This window comes from Streptomyces sp. NPDC052910, from assembly GCF_055585605.1.
On the sequence record NZ_JBVJJR010000004.1, the window covers coordinates 617,478 to 637,516 of the forward strand.

Below are 20,039 nucleotides of genomic sequence, written 5' to 3' on the forward strand. Positions count from 1 at the left end.
CCGGGGTCAGGCGCCGTGCCGCTCCCAGAACGCGCAGTGGTGCGCCGCCGCCGCGTCCACCGGCCCGGTTGCGCCCGCCCCGGGGGCCAGTGACAGCACCCGCGGCGCCCGGCCGGCGTACCGCGGCCACCGTGGGGCGGGGGCGGAGGTCCGCGCGAACCGCGTCCACGCCTGGGTCATCCGCTCGGACAGGGCCCGCTGCCCGGCCGTGAACGGCGCCGGGACGTCGAACAGGTACGTCAGCTCGAACCCGTGCGCCGCCCCGTACGGCACCTCGGGGACGGCGGGCAGGCCGAAGACGTTCGGCGCGTTCCGGTCGGCGAACTCGTACCCGTACACCGGGACCCGCGCGGCGAGCAGCCGGTTCGCGCGCAGGGTGGTGCAGGTCCAGGAGCGGTCGGTGAGGACGGCGGCCCAGGCCAGGGCGGGTGTGGGGTACGCGCGGGCCGGGTAGCGCGCCTCCACGGCCCCGGCCGCGTCCCCGAAGGAGCCGCGCAGCCGGGCCCGGTAGTCCCGCTCGTCCCGGACGGGGAACGCGGCGAAGGCGTCGGCCACGAAGTACCGCATCTCGTCCCGGTTGGTGCCCTGGACCACCGGCACCCGCCGGAAACGGCCCGCCCGCAGGGCCCGGCCCGGCTCCTCGGGCAGCAGCCGGTTGCCGTAGGAGACGGAGGAGAACCCCCGCATCAGCTCGGGCGTCGCCAGCTTGGCGGCGGGCAGTGCCCGCAGGCAGCGCAGGGCGTCCGCCGCCCGCCCGCAGCCCAGTCGGCGCGCGGCCGCCGCGCCGGCCGCGCGGGTGTCGCGCTCCCGCGCCCACGGGGACCAGGCGGGCCTCTCGGGTGTCACGGCTCCCTTCGGCATACTCGTCAGACACGACCCGCTCTGCAGGATCGCGCTCCGGAACAGCCCGGCGGACCCCGGCGCGACGAGGTGCACGCAGGCGCTCAGGGCGCCCGCCGACTCGCCGGCAAGCGTCACACGCCGGGGGTCACCGCCGAACCGGGCGACGTTGTCCCGTACCCAGCGCAGGGCGGCCCGCTGGTCCGCGAGGGCGAAGTCCGGCGCTCCGCCCAGCGCGGGGTGGCCGAACAGGCCGAAGACGCCGAGCCGGTAGTTCACCGCCACCACCACCGCGTCCCCCCGCGTCGCGAGCCGTCCGGCCGGGTAGTCCACGGCCGAACCGCGGACGAAGGCCCCGCCGTGCAGCCACACCAGCACCGGCCGGCCCCCGGCCGGCGCCCGCCCGGCGGGCCGGGTGACGTCGAGCCGCAGGCAGTCCTCGGACCCGACGGACGCTCCGGTCCGCAGGTCCGCCTGCGCGCACCGCGGCCCGGGCGCGGTGGCGTCCCGCACACCCCGCCAGGGCCGGACGGGCACCGGGGCGTGCCAGCGCAGGGCGCCGGTCGGCGGCTGGGCGTACGGGACGGCGCGGAACGTCTCGTACGTTCCGTGCGACCGCCCCCGGACGGCCCCCTGCGCGGTGCGCACCACGGGACCGGCGCCATGGGGCGCGGCATGGACGGGCCCGGGGGCGGCGACGGCCGCGCAGACGAGGAGGACGGCGGCACCGGCGCGCAGGGCGGCGCCGCGGCGGGCGGGGCGGGTGGAGCGGGGGTGGCCTGCGGGGCGGAGGTGGGGCATGCTGACGCTCCTTCGTGGGGAGGCGCGCCCGGTCCTCCGGTCCTCGGCGCGGCGCGCGCGTGCCTTTCGGGCTTCGAGTTTTTCCGGGTATGGCGGGTGCGTGCTTCCCCGGGCCTCATGAGACACGTGCGTCCCGGGAGGCACGCGTCCCCGGGCGACCGCTGACACGCGCCTCCCGGGATACTGCCCGCCCACCGGGTCCGTACGGCACGCGTATCACCGGATCGGTGTGACCGGCCGGGCCCGTTCCGCCGTTCGCCACTCCGGTTGGCCCGGACGCCGGCGCGTCACCCCGGGCGCGTCACCCCGGGCGCGCCGCCTCGCGCTCCCGTCCGGCCGCGTCGCTGATCCGCAGCAGCAGCGCGATCATCAGCCAGTTGGCGACCAGCGAGGAACCGCCCTTGGCGAGGAACGGCAGCGCCTTGCCGGTCAGCGGGATCAGCCCGAGCACACCGCCCGCCACCACGAACACCTGGAGTGCCAGCGCCGCCGCCAGCCCCACGGCCAGCAGCTTGCCGAACGGGTCGCGGGAGCGCAGCGCCGTGCTCAGCCCGCGCTGCACCAGCAGCGCGTAGACGAGCAGCACCGCCATCAGCCCGGCCAGGCCCAGCTCCTCGCCGACGGTGGTGAGGATGAAGTCGCTGCGGCCGGCGAACCCGATGAGCTCCGGGTGGCCCAGGCCCAGCCCGGTGCCGGAGAGACCGCCGCTGCCGAACGAGAACAGGGCCTGTGCGGCCTGGTCGGAGATCAGCCCCGGGGGCCGCTGTTCCTTGGGCAGGTAGATGTCGAAGGGGTGCAGCCAGGCCACGATACGGCCCTTGACGTGCTGTTCCGTCGAGCCGACGGCGGCTGCCCCGACCACGGCCATCAGCAGTCCGCACAGCACCCAACTGGTGCGTTCGGTGGCCGCGTAGAGCATCACCACGAACAGCCCGAAGAAGATCAGGGAGGTGCCGAGGTCCCGTTCGAGCACCAGCACCAGCAGGCTCAGCACCCACACGGCGAGGATGGGCGCGAGCTGCCGGCCGGGCGGCAGGCGGAAACCGAGGACCTTGCGGCCGGTGAGCGCGAGGGCGTCGCGGTGGGCGACCAGGTAGCCCGCGAAGAAGATCGCGATCATGGTCTTCACGAACTCGCCGGGCTGGAACGACAGCGGCCCCAGGAAGATCCACCGCTTGGCGCCGTAGGTGTCGCCGGGGAACGCGGCGGGTGCCATCAGCAGGATCAGCGCCACGGCCATCGTCAGGTAGATGTACCGCTGGAGCCACCGGTGGTCCCGCAGCGTGACGAGGACGCCGACGCAGACGGCGACGCCGATGACCGTCCAGAGGAGCTGGCCGGGGGCGGTCCCGGGGGAGTGGTAGCGCGCCGCGTAGGCGTGGTCGAGCCGGAACAGCAGGACGAGGCCGAGGCCGGACAGCAGGGTGGCGAGCGGCAGGATCAGCGGGTCGGCGTGGCGGGCCCACCGGCGCAGGACGAGGTGCGGCACCAGGGCCAGGCACGCCATGGCGCCGGCGAAGCCCGGCAGGCCGTCGGGGACCCGCCCGGAGGTGGCCAGACCGGCGTACAGGTAGCCGAGGACGCTGACCGCGACGGCCAGGCACAGCAGCACCGCCTCGTGCAGGCGGCGGCGTCCACGGGAGGCCGGGGCCGCGGCGGGAGCCTCGTCGCCGCCGTCCGCCACGCGTACCGGTTCCACGCTCACACCCGTCATGATGATCGGCCCGGGCCGCGGGAAACCCGGGAGGGCTCATGATTCCTTCGCAATCCGGCGACTCCCGTCCCATCCTCGACATTCGCTATGTGCACGCCACCAGCGTCACATATCCGACAAGGAGGACTGCTCTCCGGCGCTCCGTGGTAGCCCTGCGTCATGATCGGATCGCCAGGGTGGCTCAGGGGTGTTCCGGTGCCGCCCCCGGTGACGGGCCCGCCTCGGCGCGGGCTTTCGCCCCGGTGGCGTAACCGGCCCGGGGCGGCACTGGTTGTCCCCTCGGCGGCGCGCGGTCCCGCGGGCCGCCGCTCACCGGGCCCGCGGCGCGGGCCCCTCGTGACAGGACGGAGAGTGGTTCATGAGCAAGCGCCAGAAGGGCCGCAGGCACCGCCGGGTCAACCGGACCCCGCGGCCGGTCGGCGGCTCGTCCCGCCGCCCGGAGGTCCGCCGGGAGCCCCGGCCGGAGACGCGCGCGGAGGCGCCGGTGACGGTACGGGTGGAAGCGCCGTCGGCGGCGCGCGGGGAGGCGTCGGCGTCAGTGCGCGGGGAGGCGCCGGCCGAAGCCGGGACGAAGGCGGCGGCGGAAGGCCGGGCGGAGACGCTGGTGGGGCCTCGGGGTGAGGTCCGTCCGAGTGCCGGGGCCGAGGCCGGCGCCACGACCCTGCCGGATGCCCGCGCCGAAGTCCGTCCCGGCGCTCCCGCCGAGGCTCGTCCGGACACCCCCGGCCGGGTCCGCCCGGACACCTCGCCCGAGGTCCGTTCCGGCGACCTTCCGGCGGGGCGGCCGGGGGCCGTCCCCGGACTCGGCCGGCACGAGGCCCGCACCTGGGACGGGCTGCGCTCCCGCGGAGCGGACGGAGCGTCAGTCGACGATCTCTGCGCGGCCGTCGGCTACCAGCCGCGCACCATCCTCAAGCACGTCACGGGACTGGCCGGACACGGCCTGGCGGAGCAGCGCGGCGACCGCTGGTACGCGCGGACCGGCGAGGGGGTCCTGGCCGGGGCGCAGGGCGGCTGACCGGCCCCGGCGGTCGCCCGTCGGCGGATTCGTTCATCCGCCCGGGTGAATGCCCGTGAACCCATGCGGTGTCGAGGTCTGATGATCTACTCTCGCCCGCATGCCCGACATGGATGAGATCATCGGACGGATCCGCCGTGACATGGACACACAGTTGCGCAAACGCGCGCGGCGGGCGCTCGGCGAGGGAGTGGACCGGGCCGGCTGGGCCGCCGAGGCCGGCCCGCCCCCGCAGGGTGTGACCGCGCCCCCGGCGGCCGGGGGCGCGGAGGCGGTGGCGGCCGCCGCGCGGCGGGCCGCCGGTGAGGGCGCGGGCTCCGCGGAGGTCCTGACGCACTGAATCGCCGGGGCTGTGGGATGTGCCCCGGCCGCTGTGGCGGGTGGACAAGGTGTGGACGGGGCAAGGGCCCGCGCCGCCGCTCGTGGGGCGGTCGCGCGGGCCCGGTCGTCCGCCCGCGCCGCCGCGGGCGGGTGTCGGACCGTCAGTGCCGGGCGGACGCCGGCCGGACCGGTACGGACGCCCGCCGGCCGGTCAGCGCCGGGCGCGGGCCCTGCTCACGCCCATGCCCGCCAGGGCGAGGGCGACCACACAGCACAGGGCGCCCACGATGACATTGCTGACGTTGGCACCGGTGGTGAACGAGTGCCCCGACACGACCCAGGGCGAGATGATCGTCCAGGCGCCGATGGCCAGAGCGGCCCAGCTCATGGCGTGGGTGCGTTCGTAGGCCGATCCGAAGCCGCCGACCAGGAGGGCGAAGGCGACGCCGGTGATCAGGTTGTTCGCGGTGAGGGTGGAGAAGCCGTTGAAGCCGACGATCCAGGGCGAGGCGGCCAGGTAGACGCCGCACAGCAGGGCGAGAGCCTCCACGGCCTGGGCGGCGGGCATCGCCGTCGTCTCCTCGGAGTGGGCGCGGAGCGCCATGATGTCCGGGTGCTGGTCGATCCGGGGTGACGTAGGGGCGGTCACGTCAGCCACCTTCCTTCCCAAACGAGGATTCGGACCTTCTTGTAGTTTAACCGGATTGGCGGCAAGTTCACCTGAAAGGAGCCGTATGCCGGGTTCACCCGGCTCACCGGAAAGGTCCGGGATCGTCCGTTCCGGTGACGCGGCCCCGCCCTCGCGTACCGGACGAATGTGCGGGGAAGGCATTGCCTTCCGGGGCCGGTGCCCCCGGCCCATCGCACGACACCCCAGGGGGAGGTACCACCCATGGACAACCCCACAGGACAGGAAGAGCGGGTCCAGCCGCGCATACCGGTCCTCGACACCACGACGGGCCCCACGCCCGTCGGCCCGCCCGCCCGGCGCGCGGCCCCGCGCGGCGAGTACGACCCGGCGGGCGACGACGACGATCCCGAGCCGCACATCGTCCGCGGCACGGACTGACACCACCGGCGGACCCGGCCACCGGGCCCGCCGGCGCGGGCGGCCCGCCCGCACCCCGTGAGGGCAACGCTCACGGTGCGTTCCCCGGCCGGAAAGATCCCCGTGGCCCGCGGCACGCCCGGACCGCCGACAACAGCGGTATGCGCGTCGCCATCGTCACCGCGTCATTTCCCCCGGACGTCAACGGCATCGCCCACCAGACCTGGGAGACCGCCCGGCAACTGGCGCTCAGCGGCCACGAGCCGCTGGTCGTCACGCCCTCCCGGCCGTCCGGCCGGTGCGCGGGCGGCATCCCCGGCGAAGGGCGCGCGCCCGTCGTCCCCGTCGTCAGGGTTCCCACGCTGCCGCTGCCGGGGCACCCCGCCACCGTCCGCAGGCCGCCGCTGCCCGGCGGCCAACTGGCCCGGGCCCTCGCCGACCACCGCCCGCACGTCGTCCACCTGGCCACACCCGGCCGGCTCGGCGCGCGCGGCCTGGCCGCCGCCGCCCGGCTCGGCGTCCCGACGGTCTCCGTCCAGCTTGCCGGCGCCCCCGACCGGGGAGCGTTCCGGCCGAACGCCGCCGAGGCCGCCTCCTGGCGGCGGGCCCGCGCCCTGCACACCGCCGCCGACCGCGTCCTCGCACCCTCGACGGAGACCGTCGGCGCCCTGGCCCACCACGGTGTGCCCGGCGCCCACCTCTGGCCCCCCGGCGTGGACGCCGACCGCTTCCACCCCGACCGCCGCGACCTCGCGCTGCGCCACGCCCTCGCCCCCGGCGGGGAACTGCTGGTGGGCTACGCCGGCCGGCTGGCGCCCGCCAAGCGGCTGGACCTGCTGGCCCCCGTGTGCGCCCTGCCCGGCGTACGTCTGGTGCTGGCCGGCGACGGCCCGTCCGCCGCCGCCCTGCGGACGGCCCTGCCCGGTGCCCGCTTCCTCGGCTGCCGCCGGGGCGACGACCTCGCCCGGATCCTGGCCTCCCTGGACGTCTTCGTCCACCCCGGCCGCCGGGAGGCCTTCTGCCACACCGTCCACGAGGCGCTCGCCAGCGGCGTCCCCGTCGTCGCGCCCGCCGCCGGCGGCGCCCCCGACCTCGTCCGCCACGCCCGCACCGGCCTGCTCGTGCGCCCCGACGACGCCCGCGCCCTCGCCGAAGCGGTCCTCACCCTGGGGGCCCGCCGCCGCCAGCGCGCCGACTACGGCCTCGCGGCCCGCGCCTCCGTCCTGGGCCGTACCTGGCCGGTGGCCGTCGACGAACTCCTGGGGCACTACAGGGAAGTGGAGGTGCGGGGGGTGCGGGCGGGGGTGAGCGGGTGAGGCGCCCGCCCGGCGGGACGGGCGGGCGCTCCCGGGTCGCCGGCATCGCGGCCGCGCAGCGGGGTCCCCGAGCTCCCTCGGCGGAGGGCACCCCCGACGGGCCGGATCACGCTCGCGTCACCGCGAAGCGGACCGGCGTGCCCGGTGGCGCCTGGGCCGCCGCCGCCAGGGCCGGTTCGGGGACGACGCCGATGACCGGGTAGCCGCCCGTCGTCGGGTGGTCGGCGAGAAAGACCACCGGGCGGCCGTCGGGAGGGACCTGGACGGCGCCCAAGACCATGCCCTCGGAGGGGAGTTCGCCCGGAACCGAGCGTTCCAGGGCGGGGCCCTCGGTGCGCAGGCCGATGCGGTTGCTCGCCGACGACACCCGGTAGGCACCGCGCGCCAGCGCGTCCAGGGCCGCCGGGGCGAACCAGTCGGCACGCGGGCCGGGGACGAGGGGCAGCACCAGCACGTCGGCGGGGGGCGCCGGCCAGGGGACCGCGTCCACACCGGCGGGCGGGCCGCACGGAGGGCCGAGCGGGAGCACCGCGCCGTCCGTCAGCGGCTCGGGGCCGAGGCCGGAGAGCAGGTCACGGGAGCGGCTCCCCAGGACCGCGGGGACGGCCACCCCGCCCGCGAAGGCGAGGCAGGAACGCAGGCCCGCGCGGGCCCGGCCCACGTCGATCACCGTGCCCGCCGGGACCCGCACCGGAGCGCCCCAGGCGACCGGCCGGCCGCCCGCCCGGACCGCGCAGGGCGCTCCGGTGACCGCGAAGGTGACGGCCGCGTCGACGCGTACGGCACAGCCGTCGACCGTGGTCTCCAGGGCCGCGTACGTCTCGGGGTTGCCGACGAGCCGCTGGGCGAGCCGGTGGGCGGGGGCGTCGAGGGCGCCGGAGCGGGGGACGCCGAGGTGGGCGTGGCCCGGCCGGCCCAGGTCCTGGACGGTGGTCAGCGCGCCCGCGCGGACGACCGTCAGGGCGGTCATCCGCGCACCTCGAAGCGGACCCGGGTGCCGGGGGCGAGAAGCGCGGCCGGTGTGCGGCCGGGGTCCCACATCACGGCGTCCGTTCGGCCGACGAGCAGCCAGCCGCCGGGGGAGGAGCGAGGGTAGACGCCGGTGTACGGCCCGGCCAGCGCGACGGAACCGGCGGGGACGGCGGTGCGCGGGGTGGCCCGGCGGGGAACGTGCAGCTCCGGTGGCAGGCCGGTCAGGTAACCGAAACCGGGGGCGAAACCGCAGAAGGCGACCCGGAAGTCGAGGGCGGAGTGGACGCCCGCCACCTCCGCCGCGCCGACGCCCCACAGCGCGGCCACCTCGGCGAGGTCCTCGCCGTCGTACCGCACCGGGATCACGACGGGTTCGCCCCCGGCCGGCGGCAGCGGCGGCACGGTCCAGCGGGCGAGGTCGGCCGCGAGGGCGTCCGGATCGGCCAGCCCGTCGAGCAGGACCGTGCGCGCGGCGGGCACGATCTCGGTGACCGGCGGCAGGGTGCCCGCCGCGCGGCGGCGCAGGAGTTCGGCGTGCAGCGCCTGGGCGGCGGCGGTGTCGGCGACCTCCACGAGCAGCGCGTGCCGCCCGACGCGCAGCGGGCGCGGGGCGCCGTCGTCCCGGCGGCCGCTCACGCGAACGCCTCCAGCCGGACACCCGCCGCCTCCAGCGCCGCCCGCACCCGCCGGGCCAGCGCCGCCGCGCCGGGCGTGTCGCCGTGCAGGCAGAGCGAACGGGCCCGGACGGTGACCTCCTCGCCGGTGAGCGCGGTGACGGCGGCGTCCCGGGCCAGCCGTACGGACCGGGTCACGACGGCCTCCTCGTCGGTCACGACCGCGCCTTCCTCGCGGCGCGGGACGAGCGTGCCGGCGGCGGTGTACGCGCGGTCGGCGAACGCCTCGGCCACGGTGGGGAGTCCGGCCTCCCCGGCCGCCGCGAGCAGCCGGGACCCGGGCAGGCCGAGGACGGGCAGTCGGCCGCCGGCGCGCAGGACGCCCGCCACCACGGCCGCCGCCTGTCCGGCGTCGGCGACGGCGCGGTTGTAGAGCGCGCCGTGCGGCTTCACATAGGCGACGTCACCGCCGGCCGCCCGGGCGAACACCCGCAGCGCGCCGATCTGATAGGTGATCTCGTCGGCGAGTTCGTCCGGCGGTACGTCCATGGCGCGGCGGCCGAAACCGGCCAGGTCCCGGTAGGAGACCTGGGCGCCGATGCGGACGCCGCGGGCGACGGCCTGTTCGCAGACGCGCCGCATGGTGGAGGGGTCACCGGCGTGGAAGCCGCAGGCGACGTTGGCGCTGGTGACGACGGACAGCAAGGCCTCGTCGTCGGTCAGCCGCCAGCGCCCGAAGCCCTCGCCGAGGTCGGCGTTGAGGTCGAAAGCGTCGGAAGCGGAAGCGCCGGAAGCGTCGGGAGCGTCGGAAACGGAGGCGTCGGGAACGGGAGCGGGGTGCGTCACGGGCGGTTCTCCAGCATCGTGTCGACGATGAGCTGCCGGGCGTCGTCAAGGTAGGCGGTCAGTTCGGCCTCGGCGCGGTCCGTCCGCCCCTTGGCGAGATACCGTTCGATGGTGCGGTTGCGGATCAGGAACGGCTGGTGGAAGCCGCGCGGCGACGGCATCGCGTGGAAGGCGAGCCGGAGTTCGGCCAGCAGCCGGTCCATCGTGGCGTCGATCCGCGGACTGCCGCTGAGCGCCGCCAGGGCGCGGTGGAAGCGCAGGTCGGCGGTGGCGACCGTGCGCCAGTCGCCGTCGTCGGCCGCCCACTCGGCCTCCGCCACGGCCATCGCGACGGCCTCGCGCAGCGCTCGGGGTGCCTGCTCGGCGGCGCGCACCCCGGCGATCTCCAGGGCGGCGCGCAGCCGGTAGATGTCGGCCACGTCCGCCGGGCCGGGCGACCGGACGAACACGCCCCGGTTCAGTCGGTGTTCGACGAGGTTGTCGTGGACGAGGAGGCGGAACGCCTCGCGCAGGGTGTTGCGCGAGACGCCGAGATCCTGGCCGAGGGCCTCTTCCGAGAGCTGGGTGCCGGGCGACAGGACACCGCCCTCGATGCGGTCGCGGAGCACGGCGGAGACGCGCTGCGCGGTGGAACGGGCCATGACTTCTCCCGGGGAGAGAGTGACCGGTGTGTCTCGTGAGCGGGGGCGGGGCGGTCCGGTGGTGAAGGCCGCGCGCGAACCCTTGAGGATTGTTGAACAACATCTTAGCCTCCTCGGCAAGCGACCTCACCCTTTTTCCCGGCGGGCGGAGGCGCGAACGGGCCCATAACTCCCGGTCGTTCCGGGGGATTTCGCTGTTCCCCGGGATTCCTTGACACCTGCGCACCGACACCTGCGCACCACATCGTTGAACAAACGGAAGGCGGGGCCCATGCTCGTACTCCTGGGCGTCCTCGTGGTCGTGGCCGGATTCGCCACGCGACGCAACCCCCTGCTGGTGGTCGGCGTCGCCGGCATCGTCACCGGCCTGCTCGGCGGCCTCTCGCCGCGCGAGGTACTGGCCGCCTTCGGCACCGGCTTCGCCTCCAGCCGGGGCGTGACGATCTTCGCCGTGACCCTGCCGGTCATCGGCCTCCTGGAACGTCACGGCCTGCAGATCCAGGCCCGCCGGCTCGTCGCCCGCTTCGCCCGGCTCACCACCGGCCGCTTCCTCGCGCTGTACCTGCTGCTCCGCCAGTTGACCGCCGCGGTGGGCCTGGGCGGCGTCTTCGGGCACGCGCAGACCGTGCTCCCGCTGGCCGCGCCGATGGCCGAGGGGGCCGCCGAACGCCGGCACGGCGGGCCGCTGCCCGCGAAGGTCCGGGAGCGGGTCCGGTCCTTCGCCGCGAGCGCCGACAACGTCGGCTTCTTCTTCGGCGAGGACGTCTTCCTGGCCGTCGGCTCGATCCTGCTCATCACCGGCTTCGTCAACACCACGTACCACACCCGACTGGAGCCGCTGGAGCTCGCGCTGTGGGCGATTCCGACCGCCGTGTGCGCCCTGGCGGTGCACGGCTGGCGGCTGCTGCGGCTGGACCGGACGCTGCTCGCCGTGCCGCGGGGGGACGCCGTGGCCCCGGGGGCCGATGCGTCCGCTGTCGCGCCTGTGTCCCCGGTTGCCGGCACGGCCCCTGCCGGAGCGGCTGCCGCCGGAGCGACTCCTGCCGACGCGCCCCCGGCCGCTGACACGCCGTCGTCCACCACCGAGCCGTCCACCGCAAAGGCGTCCACCACCGAGCCGCCCACCGCAAAGCCGCCCGCCATCGAGCCCTCCACTCCCAAGCCCTGCGCCGAGGCGCCACCCGGCTCCGCCCCGCCCCGGGGCGGGCGCGGAACCGGCCCCCGCTCCCGGCGGGAGGCAGGCCGATGATCAAGGCGGAGTGGTTCTTCTGGCTCGTCGGCGGCCTCTTCCTCGTCATGGCCGCCCAGATGCTCGTCGACGGCGACAACGAGCGCCCCCGCGGCAGCGCCGCCTTCTGGGGCCTGCTCGGCGCCGGCTTCGTCTACGGGACCTGGGTGGCGGACGGCAGCGCGCCGCCCGAACCGCTCGGCGCCGCCGTCCTCGTCATGATCTGCCTGGCGGGCTTCGGGCGGACCGGGCGCGGCGTCCCGTCCGCCGAGAAGGCGGCGAAGGCGGCACGGCGCCGGCTGGAGGGCGCCGATCGGTTCGGGGGGCGGCTGTTCCTCCCCGCCCTCACCATCCCCGCCGTCGCGCTGGTCTGCGCCGTCGGCCTCAAGAAGGCGCACTGGCACGGTCGGCCGCTGTTGCAGAAGGGCAGCGAGACCATCCTCGGGCTCGGCATCGGAGCCGTCGTCGCGCTCGTCGTCGGGATGGTGCTGGTCCGTGAGCGGAAGCCCGCCGAGCCGGTGGCCGCCGGGCGTTCGATGCTCGAATCGATGGGCTGGGCGCTGCTGCTGCCCCAGTTGCTCGCCACCCTGGGCGCCATCTTCTCCGTCGCCGGGGTCGGCGGCCAGGTCCGCCGGATCACCACGGCCGTGCTCCCCGGGGGGTCGGTCTTCCTCGCGGTCGTCGTCTACTGCGCGGGAATGTTCCTGTTCACCGTCGTCATGGGCAACGGCTTCGCCGCGTTCCCCGTGATGACCGCCGCCGTCGGCTGGCCCGTCCTCGTCGAGCAGGCGCACGGCAACCCGCCGGCCGTGCTCGCTGTCGGCATGCTCGCCGGCTTCTGCGGCACCCTCGTGACGCCGATGGCGGCCAACTACAACCTCGTGCCGGCGGCCCTCCTCGAACTCACGGACCAGTACGGCCCCATCAAGGCCCAACTGCCCACGGCATTCGTCCTGCTCGGATGCAATATAGCCATCATGTACCTTTTCGCGGTGTGAGGGGGGGTGAGGGTCGCCCGGCGCGAGCAGGTCCCGCCGCCCCTTCCACCGCTCCACCCACCGTGCCGTTTCGTCCTATGTCAGGGCGACCGCCTACGCTGTGCGACGTGACTTCTCCAGCCCCGGCGGCCGTTCCGCCCCAGCTCAACGGGCCCACGCCCACCCGAGCTCCCGGCCATGCCCGGGCAGCGACCCCCGTCGCCCCGGGCCCGGCCGCCGACGAGGGCCTGGCCCGGCGCCTGCGCGCGCTCGCCTGCACGGCGCCACTGCACGACCTCGACGTCCGCAAGGCCAACCTGGCGGGCGAATACGGCGTCTACGCGATGGCCGAGGTGGCCCTGGCCGCCATCGACCTGGTCACGCTCACCATGGACTTCGACACCGGCGCCGACCACGAGCAGATAGTGACCCGGCTGCTGCCGCGCGTCGCCGCCCAGGCGCCCGAGCGCCCCGCGGCCGAGCACGAACGCGTCGCCCGGTGGGTCCTGGAGAACCTCGTCAACGTCGGCAGCGTCGACCGCGGCTTCCGGGCCGTCTACGGCACGTTCGGCACGGACGGCGCCTACGTCCGCCGCGACTACGACTTCAAGCTGATCGAGGAGGTACCGGGCCCCGGCGGCACGGTCTTCCTGCGCACCACCGACGAGGCCGTCAACGTCCTCGTCGGCGCCCTCGACACGGACGTCACCAGCGCGCAGATCGCCGCCGAGGTCAAGCTGGAGGTCCTGGTCAGCCGGGGCCGCCTCGCCGACGCCCAGCTCGCCGCCGAACAGGCCCGCTACCGCACCGTCCAGTACGCCGAGACGCTCCGCAAGACCCTCGACGCCACCCGCCGCAACGTCCGCGCGGTGGACTGGCTGCGCACCGTCCCCGACATGATCGACGAGGCGCTGGAGCACGTCGCCGAGCGCTACCGGCACGAGAACGCGATCCTCACCAACATCCGCAAGGTCCGCGACGAGGCGTCCACCGGCGTCGACCCCGAGCACAAGCGCCGCGCCGCCGAGCTGGTCGACATCGTCAAGGACTGCATCCGCCGCCACACCCAGCTCCAGTCGCGGCTGCTGGAGGCCGGCCCGTTGTTCCGCGCCGAGCAGGACCGGCAGGCCTTCGCCACCCCGTCCTCCGGCGCCGGCCTCGACCTCTACGGGCAGCTCCTCGCCCCCGTCCTGCCCCTCCCGCTCGAACAGGCGGGCCGCGTCACCGACGCCTTCTTCGCCCGCGGCACGGGCCTGCGCACCCCGGCGTCCGTCCGCGTCGGCGACCTCGTCGACCTGCTGCTCACGCCGCCCACCGAACGCGAGCACCTCGGCGCGGAGATGCCGGAGCCGGACCTCATCGCGACGCCCGACGACAGCCGGTTCAGCGAGGAGCAGCTCGCTCATGCCATGGAGCTGCTGACGCTGCCGCCGGACGCGCCGCGGCGGCTGTCCGGCCTGCTCGCCGAGGCGCGCCGGCGGGATCCGGAACTGCCGTACCTGGTGGCCCTGCTGGCCGTGCACGCGGCCAGTCCGGCCGTCGGTACCGCCTATCGGCAGGGTGAGCGGTCGTTGCTGTTCGCCGTGGACGACGGGATGGTGCTGGACGATCCGGAGTTCGGTGGGGCCGACCTCGTCGTGGGGACGGCGTTGCTCGACGCGGCCGGGATGGCGGCGGACCGGTCGGAGGCGTCGTGAGTGCGCCCCGGACCCTCCCTTTCACCGTTTCTTGCGGGGGCTGCGCCCCCGCACCCCCGAAGCACCCTGCGGGCGCTGTCCTCAAGCGCCGGACAGGCTGGAGTGCGCGCCCCATTCAGCCTGTCCGGCGCTTGAGGACGAGCGGCGGAGCCGCGATCAGCGGGGTCTGGGGCGCAGCCCCAGGAATCGGCGAAGGGGCGGGACCGGGGCACCCCTCCCCAAAGACCAGCCAAAAAGCACAGGAGCACCGACCGTGACCGACCACGAACCCGACGAGACGGCGTACCCGGAAGCGCCGGCCGCGGAGCCGGAGCGCCCGGCCAACGCCCCGTTGACCCCCGCCGACGCCGCCGACGCCGCCAGGCTCGTAGCCTTCGGGCTCCAGCCCAAGCTCCAGCCCGCCCGCGACGCCGACTACGCCGACCTCCTGCGCCGTCACCGTGACGACCCCGCCTTCGCCCGTCTCGCCGACGCGATCGCCGCCGGGCTCGGGCTCGTCGTGCTGGAGGTGTCCACCCGGGCCGGCATGGCCGTCACCGCCGCCGAGGACTCGGTCTTCGCCGTGCGGATAAGCGACTACGCCCGCCGGGCCACCGCCGACTCCGGCGACCGGTTCCTGCACGGACTGGCCCACCTCGCCGTCGCCGCCATGGCGTTCCCCCGGCCCGAGGACCTGGCCGACGACGGGTACATCGGCCGGATCACCGTCAACGGGGTCGACGCGTTCGTCCGGCAGGCGTGCCGCCGGCTGGAGGAACGGGCGGCGGAGACCGGGGAGAACACCGACCCGGTCACCGACGCCCCCGGTCTGGAGGCCGCCTGGCGGGTCTACGCGCGGCGCAGCGCCACCGGTGCCACCAAGGACGCGCGCCGCCTGGCCGGTTCGACCACGGGCATCATCGCCAAGGCCGTCGCGTTCCTCGTCGACTCCGGCTTCCTCCAGCGCACCGGCGACGACGCGGGCGGCGCCTACCGCACCACGCCGCGCTACCAGCTCCAGGTCCGCGACATGGCCGGCAGCGCCGCCATGACCGAGCTGCTGGAGCTGGGCGTCGTCCCGGTCGGCGACGGCGTCCCCACGCTGCTGCCGCCGGACGACGCGGAGGACCTCGAGCTGGTCGCCGACGCCGGCCTGCCGTTCCACTCCTGACCGTCTCCTGACCGTTCCAGCCCACCGATCTGCGACAAACGAGAGTCCGCCATGTACGAGCTGTCCCGGGTCCGCCTCTACTCCATCGGGCCCGCCGGTGCGCGCTACGCCGACACCGTGCTGGACCTGCGGGGGGTGGGCGCGCCCGTACCGTCGCCCGCGCCCGCGCAGGCGGATTTCTTCGAGGACGAGCCCGTCGGCCCGCCGCGCCGCCCCGCGCCCGCGGGCGTGCTCTTCCTGGAGAACGGCGGCGGCAAGTCCGTCCTGCTCAAGCTGATCTTCTCGGTGATGCTGCCGGGCCACCGCAACACCCTCGGCGGCGCCAGCTCCGGTGTGCTGCGCAAGTTCCTGCTCGCCGACGACTGCGGTCACGTCGCCCTGGAGTGGCAGCACGTCCTCACCGGTGAGACGGTCGTCGTCGGCAAGGTCAGCGAGTGGCGCGGGCGGCAGGTCTCCAACGACCCGCGGAAGTTCGCCGAGGCGTGGTACTCGTTCCGCCCGGGCCCGGGGATGAGCCTGGACGCGCTGCCGGTCGCGGAGTCGACCGCCATGCGCCCGCGCGCCGAGGGCGCCTCCACCGCCCGGGGCCGCCGCCGCACGATGAAGGGGTTCCGCGACGCCCTCACCGAGGCCGGCAAGGCGTACCCCAACCTGGACGTGGTCTGGGAGGAGGTCCACGAGCGCTGGAACGAGCACCTCGGCGAGCTCGGTCTCGACCCCGAACTCTTCCGCTACCAGCGGGAGATGAACGCCGACGAGGGCGAGGCCGCCGGTCTCTTCGCGGTCAAGAACGACTCGGACTTCACCGATCTGCTGCTGCGCGCCGTCACCGACACCCGTGACACCGACGGCCTCGCCGACCTCGTCCACGGCTTCGCCCACAAGCTCGGCCGCCGCGCCGAGCTCACCGCGGAACGCGACTTCACCGCCGGCTCCCTCGACCTGCTCTCCCGCATCGTCGACGCCGGCGCCCGCCGTGAGCAGGCGCGGGGAGTGCACGCCGGTGCCGAGCGCCGCACCCGGGTCCTCGCCCGCCGGCTCTCCGCGCGCGCCGCCGAGGAGCGGGGCCGCGCCGCCGAGCTCGCCGACCAGGTGGCCGCCGCCGCGCACCGCGTCACCGACGCCGAGACCACGCGCGAGCACGGCTCCCGGATCGCCGCCGAACTCGCCTACCGCCACGCCTCGCTGGCGCTCGCCGCCGCCGAGAAGGCCGCCGCCGTCCGGCGCCGCGAGCTCAACGACGCCCGGACCCTGCACTCCGCCTGGCAGGCCGCCGAGATCGTGCTGCGGCACCGGGCCGCCGCCGACCGCTCCGCGCGCGTCGCCGCCGCCATCCAGGAGGCCGAACGCGACGCCGCGCCCGCCCTCGCCGCCCGCACCCGGGCCGCCAGTGCCCTCGTCCGCGCCCTCAACGCCGCGGCCGAGCAGGGCGAACGCCTCGCCGACGAGCAGGAACAGCGCTCCGCGGTCCTCCAGGAGACCGGCGAGGCCGCCCACCGCGACGCCACCGCCGCCGCCACCGAGGCCCAGCGCGCCCGCAGCGAGGCCGGCCACCTGCGGCAGCGGCTCGCCGAGGTCGAGCAGGAGACCGCCGACGCCGTCCGCGCCGGCTGGCTCGACGACAGCGCCCCCGACGCCGACCCGGCCCGCGCCGCCCTGGCCGCCAGCGACGCCGAGAAGACCGCGGCCGCCGCCTACGAGGCCGCCAAGGAGGCCGCCCGGACCGCCGCCGACCAGGCGAAGGAGACGGCCGCCGCCGAGTCCCGCGCCGAACTGGCCGCCGCCCGCTCCGCCGACGCGGCCACCGCCGCCGCGGGCGCGTACGACGCCGAGCGCCGGCTCGCCGAGTCCCTCGGCGCCGAGCCGCGGCTCGCCGAACTCCTCGGCCTGCCTCAGCCCGCCGCCGGCCAGGTGCCCGCCCAGCGCGGCACCGCCGCCCGGGAGGGCGCGGGCCCGCTCACCGCCGAGGAACTGGACCGCAACGCGGACGCCCTCCGCGAGCTCCTGGACGACACCGTCGCCTCGGCCGAGCGGCAGTTGTTCGACCTGCGCACCGCCGCCGCCGACGATTCCCGCATCCTCGGCGCCCTCGGCGACGGCGGCCTGCTGCCGGCCGGCCCCGACGTCCTCGCCACCGTCGAGTACCTCGGCGAACACGGCATCCCCGCCCTGCCCGGCTGGCGCTACCTCGCCCAGGCCGTCGACCCCGCCGACCACGCCCGCGTCCTGGCCGCCCGGCCCGAGCTCGTCGACGGCGTCGTCATCACCGACCCGGACGCCCACGGCCGCGCCCGCGAGGCACTGGCCGACGCCTCTCTGCTGCCGCGCTCCGCCGTCGCCGTCGGCACCGCCGCCGCCCTCCTCGCCCCCGTGCCCGAGACCGACGGCGACAGTGGCGTCTTTCTCGTGCCGCCGAACCCGGCCATGCACGACGAGCGGGCCGCCGACGAGGAGCGGCACGCCCTGCGCGAGCGTGCCGCCGCCCGCGACGAGGAGATCCGCGCCGTCGCCGCCCGGCTCGCCGGCGACCGCGCCCTCGCCGCCCGGCTCACCTCCTGGCGGTCCGGCTGCCCCGAGGGCCGGCTCGCCGAGCTCGCCGCCGAGGCCGAACGCTGCCGTACCGCCGCCGAGGCGGCCCAGGAGGAGCTGACCGCCGCCCGGACCGCCCGCGCCGAGGCCGACGAGACCGCCGCCGAGACCGCCCGTGTGCGCGACGAGCGCCAGGAGGCCGCCCAGCGCGCCCGCCGGGTCGCCGACGCCCTGGCCGGCCTCGCCCACCGCCTCCGCGAACGCGCCCACTGGCAGACCCGGCTCCGCGAACTCGCCGAGGAGGCCGCCGAGTACGAGGAGCGCGCCGCCGCCTGCGTCGACCGCGCCCGCGCCGCCGACGAGGACCGTCGCACCGCCCAGCGCGCCGCCGACGACGCCCACCGCACCGCCCGCGCCCTGCGCGCCGAGCGCGCCGAGATCGCCGGCGCCCCGGACGACGTCCCCGACGACGCCGAGGCGTCCACCGACTCGCTGCCCGCCCTCCGCGAGGCCTACCGCGCCGCCTCCCAGGTGTACGAGAAGGTCGGCGTCGGCGCCGACCTGCGCGCCGAACAGGCCCGCGCCGAGAGCGACGAGAGCGCCGCCCGCGCCGAACTCGACCGCCTCACCAACAAGGTCCGCGTCCGCGCCGCCCAGTTGCTGGAGGGCACCGACGGCGCCGACGGCCCGTCCCGCCAGGCCGCCGCCGCCCGCGCCGAGGCCCTCGTGCAACTGCTGGAAGGCCGCGCCTCCGCCGCCAGCGAGCAGCTCGGCCGGCTCCGCGGCGAGGCCGAACGCCTCGCCCCCGCCGACGGCGAGTCCCACACCGAACTCCCCGACGAGCAGGTGCCCGCCGACGCCGACCAGGCCAAGGAGCTGCTGCGCACCGCCACCGCCGAACTCGCCGCGCGCACCGACGCGCTGGAGGAGGCCAGGACCGCCCACGCGAGCCTGCTCCGCTCGCACCGCGCCGCCGAGGACGCCGCCGGCGGCTTCGACGACACCGCCGCCCTCCTGCGCGACCTGCTCCGCGACAACGCCCCCGACGAGGAGGAGGCGGCCCCCGAGCCGTACACCGGCACCCTGGAGGAGGCCCGGCAGGCCGCGGCCGAGGCCCGGCGTTCGCTGCGCGGCTGCGCCGGCGACCTCTCGGCGGCCGAGGCGGCCGTCCGCGAGGCCAGCGACATCCTCGTCCGGCACGCCAACTCCACCCGCTACGAGCAGGTCCGCACCCCCGCCCGCCAGCAGATCCGCGAACTTCCCGCCTCCGCGCTGCCCGAGCACGCCGCCGCCTGGGCCGACGCCTTCGCGCCCCGGCTGCGCGTCCTCACCGACGAGCTCGACCAGTTGGAGCGCAACCGCGACGGCATCGTCGACCGGCTGCGCGGCCTCGTCGAGTCCTCGCTCACCACGCTGCGCTCCGCCCAGCGGCTCTCCCGGCTGCCCGAGGGCCTGGGGGAGTGGTCGGGCCAGGAGTTCCTGCGCATCCGCTTCGAGGAGCCGGACCAGAGCACCCTCACCGAACGCCTCGGCGAGGTCATCGACGAGGCCACCCGGTCCGCCGTCAAGAAGAACTCCGACCTGCGCCGCGACGGCATGTCGCTGCTGCTGCGCGGCGTCGGGGCGGCTCTCCGGCCGCGCGGCGTCGCCGTCGAGATCCTCAAGCCGGACGCGGTGCTGCGCGCCGAGCGGGTGCCCGTCGGGCAGATGGGCGACGTCTTCTCCGGCGGCCAGTTGCTCACCGCCGCCATCGCCCTCTACTGCACGATGGCCGCGCTGCGCAGCAACGACCGCGGCCGGGACCGGCAGAAGCACGCGGGCACGCTGTTCCTCGACAACCCGATCGGGCGCGCCAACGCCACCTACCTGCTGGAGCTCCAGCGGGCCGTGGCCGACGCCCTCGGCGTGCAGTTGCTGTACACCACCGGCCTGTTCGACACCACGGCGCTCGCCGAGTTCCCGCTGGTCATCCGGTTGCGCAACGACGCGGACCTGCGGGCGGGGCTGAAGTACATCAGCGTCGAGGAGCACCTGCGGCCCGGGCTCCCGCAGCCCGACCCGGAGTCGGAGCCGGTGCACGGCGAGATCACCGCGACGCGGATGTTCCGGCGGCCGGAGGAGGAGGCTGCGCGGGAGCGGGAGCCTGCGCCGGCCGGGCGCTGACGGGGGCGCCTGCGGCGGGCGGTGCCCCGGCCCCGCCCCTTCGCCGTTTCCCGGGGCTCCGCCCCGGACCCCGTGATCGCGGCTTCGCCGCTCGTCCTGAAACGCCGGACGGGGTGATCGCGGCTCCGCCGCTCGTCCTCAAACTCCCCCAGAGGGGGCACCCC

15 protein-coding genes and 1 pseudogene are annotated in these 20,039 nt (G+C 76.2%); 9 read left to right on the plus strand and 7 right to left on the minus strand.

The window, feature by feature from the left end; translation table 11 throughout:
- Nucleotides 1-6: 6 nt before the first annotated feature.
- Nucleotides 7-1,641 (minus strand): carboxylesterase/lipase family protein, encoded by a 1,635-nt coding sequence (locus tag ACZ6X9_RS19110; RefSeq protein ID WP_469779142.1) that lies wholly within the window; start codon nucleotides 1,639-1,641, stop codon nucleotides 7-9.
- Between the two features lie 301 nt (nucleotides 1,642-1,942).
- Complete coding sequence (locus tag ACZ6X9_RS19115) at nucleotides 1,943-3,355, minus strand: FtsW/RodA/SpoVE family cell cycle protein (protein ID WP_469779143.1); 1,413 nt, start codon at nucleotides 3,353-3,355, stop codon at nucleotides 1,943-1,945.
- Nucleotides 3,356-3,713: 358 nt separating this feature from the next.
- On the opposite strand from ACZ6X9_RS19115, the gene ACZ6X9_RS19120 reads away from it, so the two are divergent.
- On the plus strand, nucleotides 3,714-4,373 hold the full coding sequence (locus tag ACZ6X9_RS19120) for a hypothetical protein (RefSeq protein ID WP_469779144.1): 660 nt from the start codon (nucleotides 3,714-3,716) through the stop codon (nucleotides 4,371-4,373).
- A gap of 100 nt (nucleotides 4,374-4,473) precedes the next feature.
- Entirely contained in the window at nucleotides 4,474-4,713 is a 240-nt protein-coding gene (locus ACZ6X9_RS19125; RefSeq protein ID WP_469779145.1) for a hypothetical protein, read from the plus strand.
- Between the two features lie 192 nt (nucleotides 4,714-4,905).
- On the opposite strand, the gene ACZ6X9_RS19130 is transcribed toward ACZ6X9_RS19125, so the two are convergent.
- Nucleotides 4,906-5,343 (minus strand): SPW repeat protein, encoded by a 438-nt coding sequence (locus ACZ6X9_RS19130; protein WP_469779146.1) that lies wholly within the window; start codon nucleotides 5,341-5,343, stop codon nucleotides 4,906-4,908.
- Nucleotides 5,344-5,586: 243 nt separating this feature from the next.
- Between ACZ6X9_RS19130 and ACZ6X9_RS19135 the strand changes: the two genes are divergently transcribed.
- Together ACZ6X9_RS19135 and ACZ6X9_RS19140 are read left to right on the plus strand one after the other, a co-directional pair.
- On the plus strand, nucleotides 5,587-5,763 hold the full coding sequence (locus ACZ6X9_RS19135) for a hypothetical protein (RefSeq protein ID WP_469779147.1): 177 nt from the start codon (nucleotides 5,587-5,589) through the stop codon (nucleotides 5,761-5,763).
- A 140-nt stretch (nucleotides 5,764-5,903) separates the two neighbouring features.
- Nucleotides 5,904-7,058, plus strand: a complete 1,155-nt coding sequence (locus ACZ6X9_RS19140) for a glycosyltransferase (protein WP_469779148.1) — start codon at nucleotides 5,904-5,906, stop codon at nucleotides 7,056-7,058.
- 106 nt (nucleotides 7,059-7,164) lie between these two features.
- On the opposite strand, the gene ACZ6X9_RS19145 is transcribed toward ACZ6X9_RS19140, so the two are convergent.
- The 4 genes from ACZ6X9_RS19145 to ACZ6X9_RS19160 form a co-directional block, all read right to left on the minus strand.
- The gene (locus ACZ6X9_RS19145) at nucleotides 7,165-8,028 is read right to left on the minus strand and encodes a 5-oxoprolinase subunit C family protein (RefSeq protein ID WP_469779149.1); all 864 of its coding nucleotides are present in this window, start codon (nucleotides 8,026-8,028) and stop codon (nucleotides 7,165-7,167) included.
- Nucleotides 8,025-8,666 (minus strand): 5-oxoprolinase subunit B family protein, encoded by a 642-nt coding sequence (locus ACZ6X9_RS19150; RefSeq protein WP_469779150.1) that lies wholly within the window; start codon nucleotides 8,664-8,666, stop codon nucleotides 8,025-8,027. Before ACZ6X9_RS19150 ends, ACZ6X9_RS19145 begins: the two co-directional genes overlap by 4 nt.
- Complete coding sequence (locus tag ACZ6X9_RS19155; protein ID WP_469779200.1) at nucleotides 8,663-9,367, minus strand: LamB/YcsF family protein; 705 nt, start codon at nucleotides 9,365-9,367, stop codon at nucleotides 8,663-8,665. The genes ACZ6X9_RS19150 and ACZ6X9_RS19155 overlap by 4 nt, the downstream gene beginning before the upstream one ends.
- 119 nt (nucleotides 9,368-9,486) lie before the next feature.
- A complete protein-coding gene (locus ACZ6X9_RS19160; RefSeq protein WP_469779151.1) occupies nucleotides 9,487-10,131 on the minus strand; it encodes a GntR family transcriptional regulator in 645 nt (214 codons plus the stop codon).
- 271 nt (nucleotides 10,132-10,402) lie between these two features.
- Here ACZ6X9_RS19160 and ACZ6X9_RS19165 point away from each other — a divergent pair.
- The 5 genes and pseudogenes from ACZ6X9_RS19165 to ACZ6X9_RS19185 all read left to right on the plus strand — a co-directional run.
- A pseudogene (locus ACZ6X9_RS19165) lies at nucleotides 10,403-11,056 on the plus strand (DUF969 domain-containing protein); the annotation flags it as partial.
- A 320-nt stretch (nucleotides 11,057-11,376) separates the two neighbouring features.
- Complete coding sequence (locus ACZ6X9_RS19170; protein ID WP_469779152.1) at nucleotides 11,377-12,357, plus strand: DUF979 domain-containing protein; 981 nt, start codon at nucleotides 11,377-11,379, stop codon at nucleotides 12,355-12,357.
- Between the two features lie 107 nt (nucleotides 12,358-12,464).
- Complete coding sequence (locus ACZ6X9_RS19175; RefSeq protein ID WP_469779153.1) at nucleotides 12,465-14,033, plus strand: hypothetical protein; 1,569 nt, start codon at nucleotides 12,465-12,467, stop codon at nucleotides 14,031-14,033.
- 253 nt (nucleotides 14,034-14,286) lie between these two features.
- Nucleotides 14,287-15,183, plus strand: coding sequence for a hypothetical protein (locus tag ACZ6X9_RS19180; protein ID WP_469779154.1), 897 nt, complete (start codon nucleotides 14,287-14,289; stop codon nucleotides 15,181-15,183).
- Nucleotides 15,184-15,234: 51 nt separating this feature from the next.
- Nucleotides 15,235-19,875 carry a coiled-coil domain-containing protein gene (locus tag ACZ6X9_RS19185; protein WP_469779155.1) on the plus strand — a complete coding sequence of 1,547 codons (4,641 nt, stop codon included), beginning with the start codon at nucleotides 15,235-15,237 and terminating at the stop codon, nucleotides 19,873-19,875.
- Nucleotides 19,876-20,039 lie beyond the last annotated feature (164 nt).

Bases quoted from the DNA above. Each gene is read 5' to 3' on its own strand.
- ACZ6X9_RS19110 (WP_469779142.1), bottom strand. From the start codon at position 1,641: ATGCCCCACCTCCGCCCCGCAGGCCACCCCCGCTCCACCCGCCCCGCC.
- ACZ6X9_RS19185 (WP_469779155.1), top strand. From the start codon at position 15,235: ATGTACGAGCTGTCCCGGGTCCGCCTCTACTCCATCGGGCCCGCCGGT.
- ACZ6X9_RS19125 (WP_469779145.1), top strand. From the start codon at position 4,474: ATGCCCGACATGGATGAGATCATCGGACGGATCCGCCGTGACATGGAC.
- ACZ6X9_RS19140 (WP_469779148.1), top strand. From the start codon at position 5,904: ATGCGCGTCGCCATCGTCACCGCGTCATTTCCCCCGGACGTCAACGGC.
- ACZ6X9_RS19160 (WP_469779151.1), bottom strand. From the start codon at position 10,131: ATGGCCCGTTCCACCGCGCAGCGCGTCTCCGCCGTGCTCCGCGACCGC.
- ACZ6X9_RS19120 (WP_469779144.1), top strand. From the start codon at position 3,714: ATGAGCAAGCGCCAGAAGGGCCGCAGGCACCGCCGGGTCAACCGGACC.
- ACZ6X9_RS19170 (WP_469779152.1), top strand. From the start codon at position 11,377: ATGATCAAGGCGGAGTGGTTCTTCTGGCTCGTCGGCGGCCTCTTCCTC.
- ACZ6X9_RS19115 (WP_469779143.1), bottom strand. From the start codon at position 3,355: ATGACGGGTGTGAGCGTGGAACCGGTACGCGTGGCGGACGGCGGCGAC.
- ACZ6X9_RS19135 (WP_469779147.1), top strand. From the start codon at position 5,587: ATGGACAACCCCACAGGACAGGAAGAGCGGGTCCAGCCGCGCATACCG.
- ACZ6X9_RS19145 (WP_469779149.1), bottom strand. From the start codon at position 8,028: ATGACCGCCCTGACGGTCGTCCGCGCGGGCGCGCTGACCACCGTCCAG.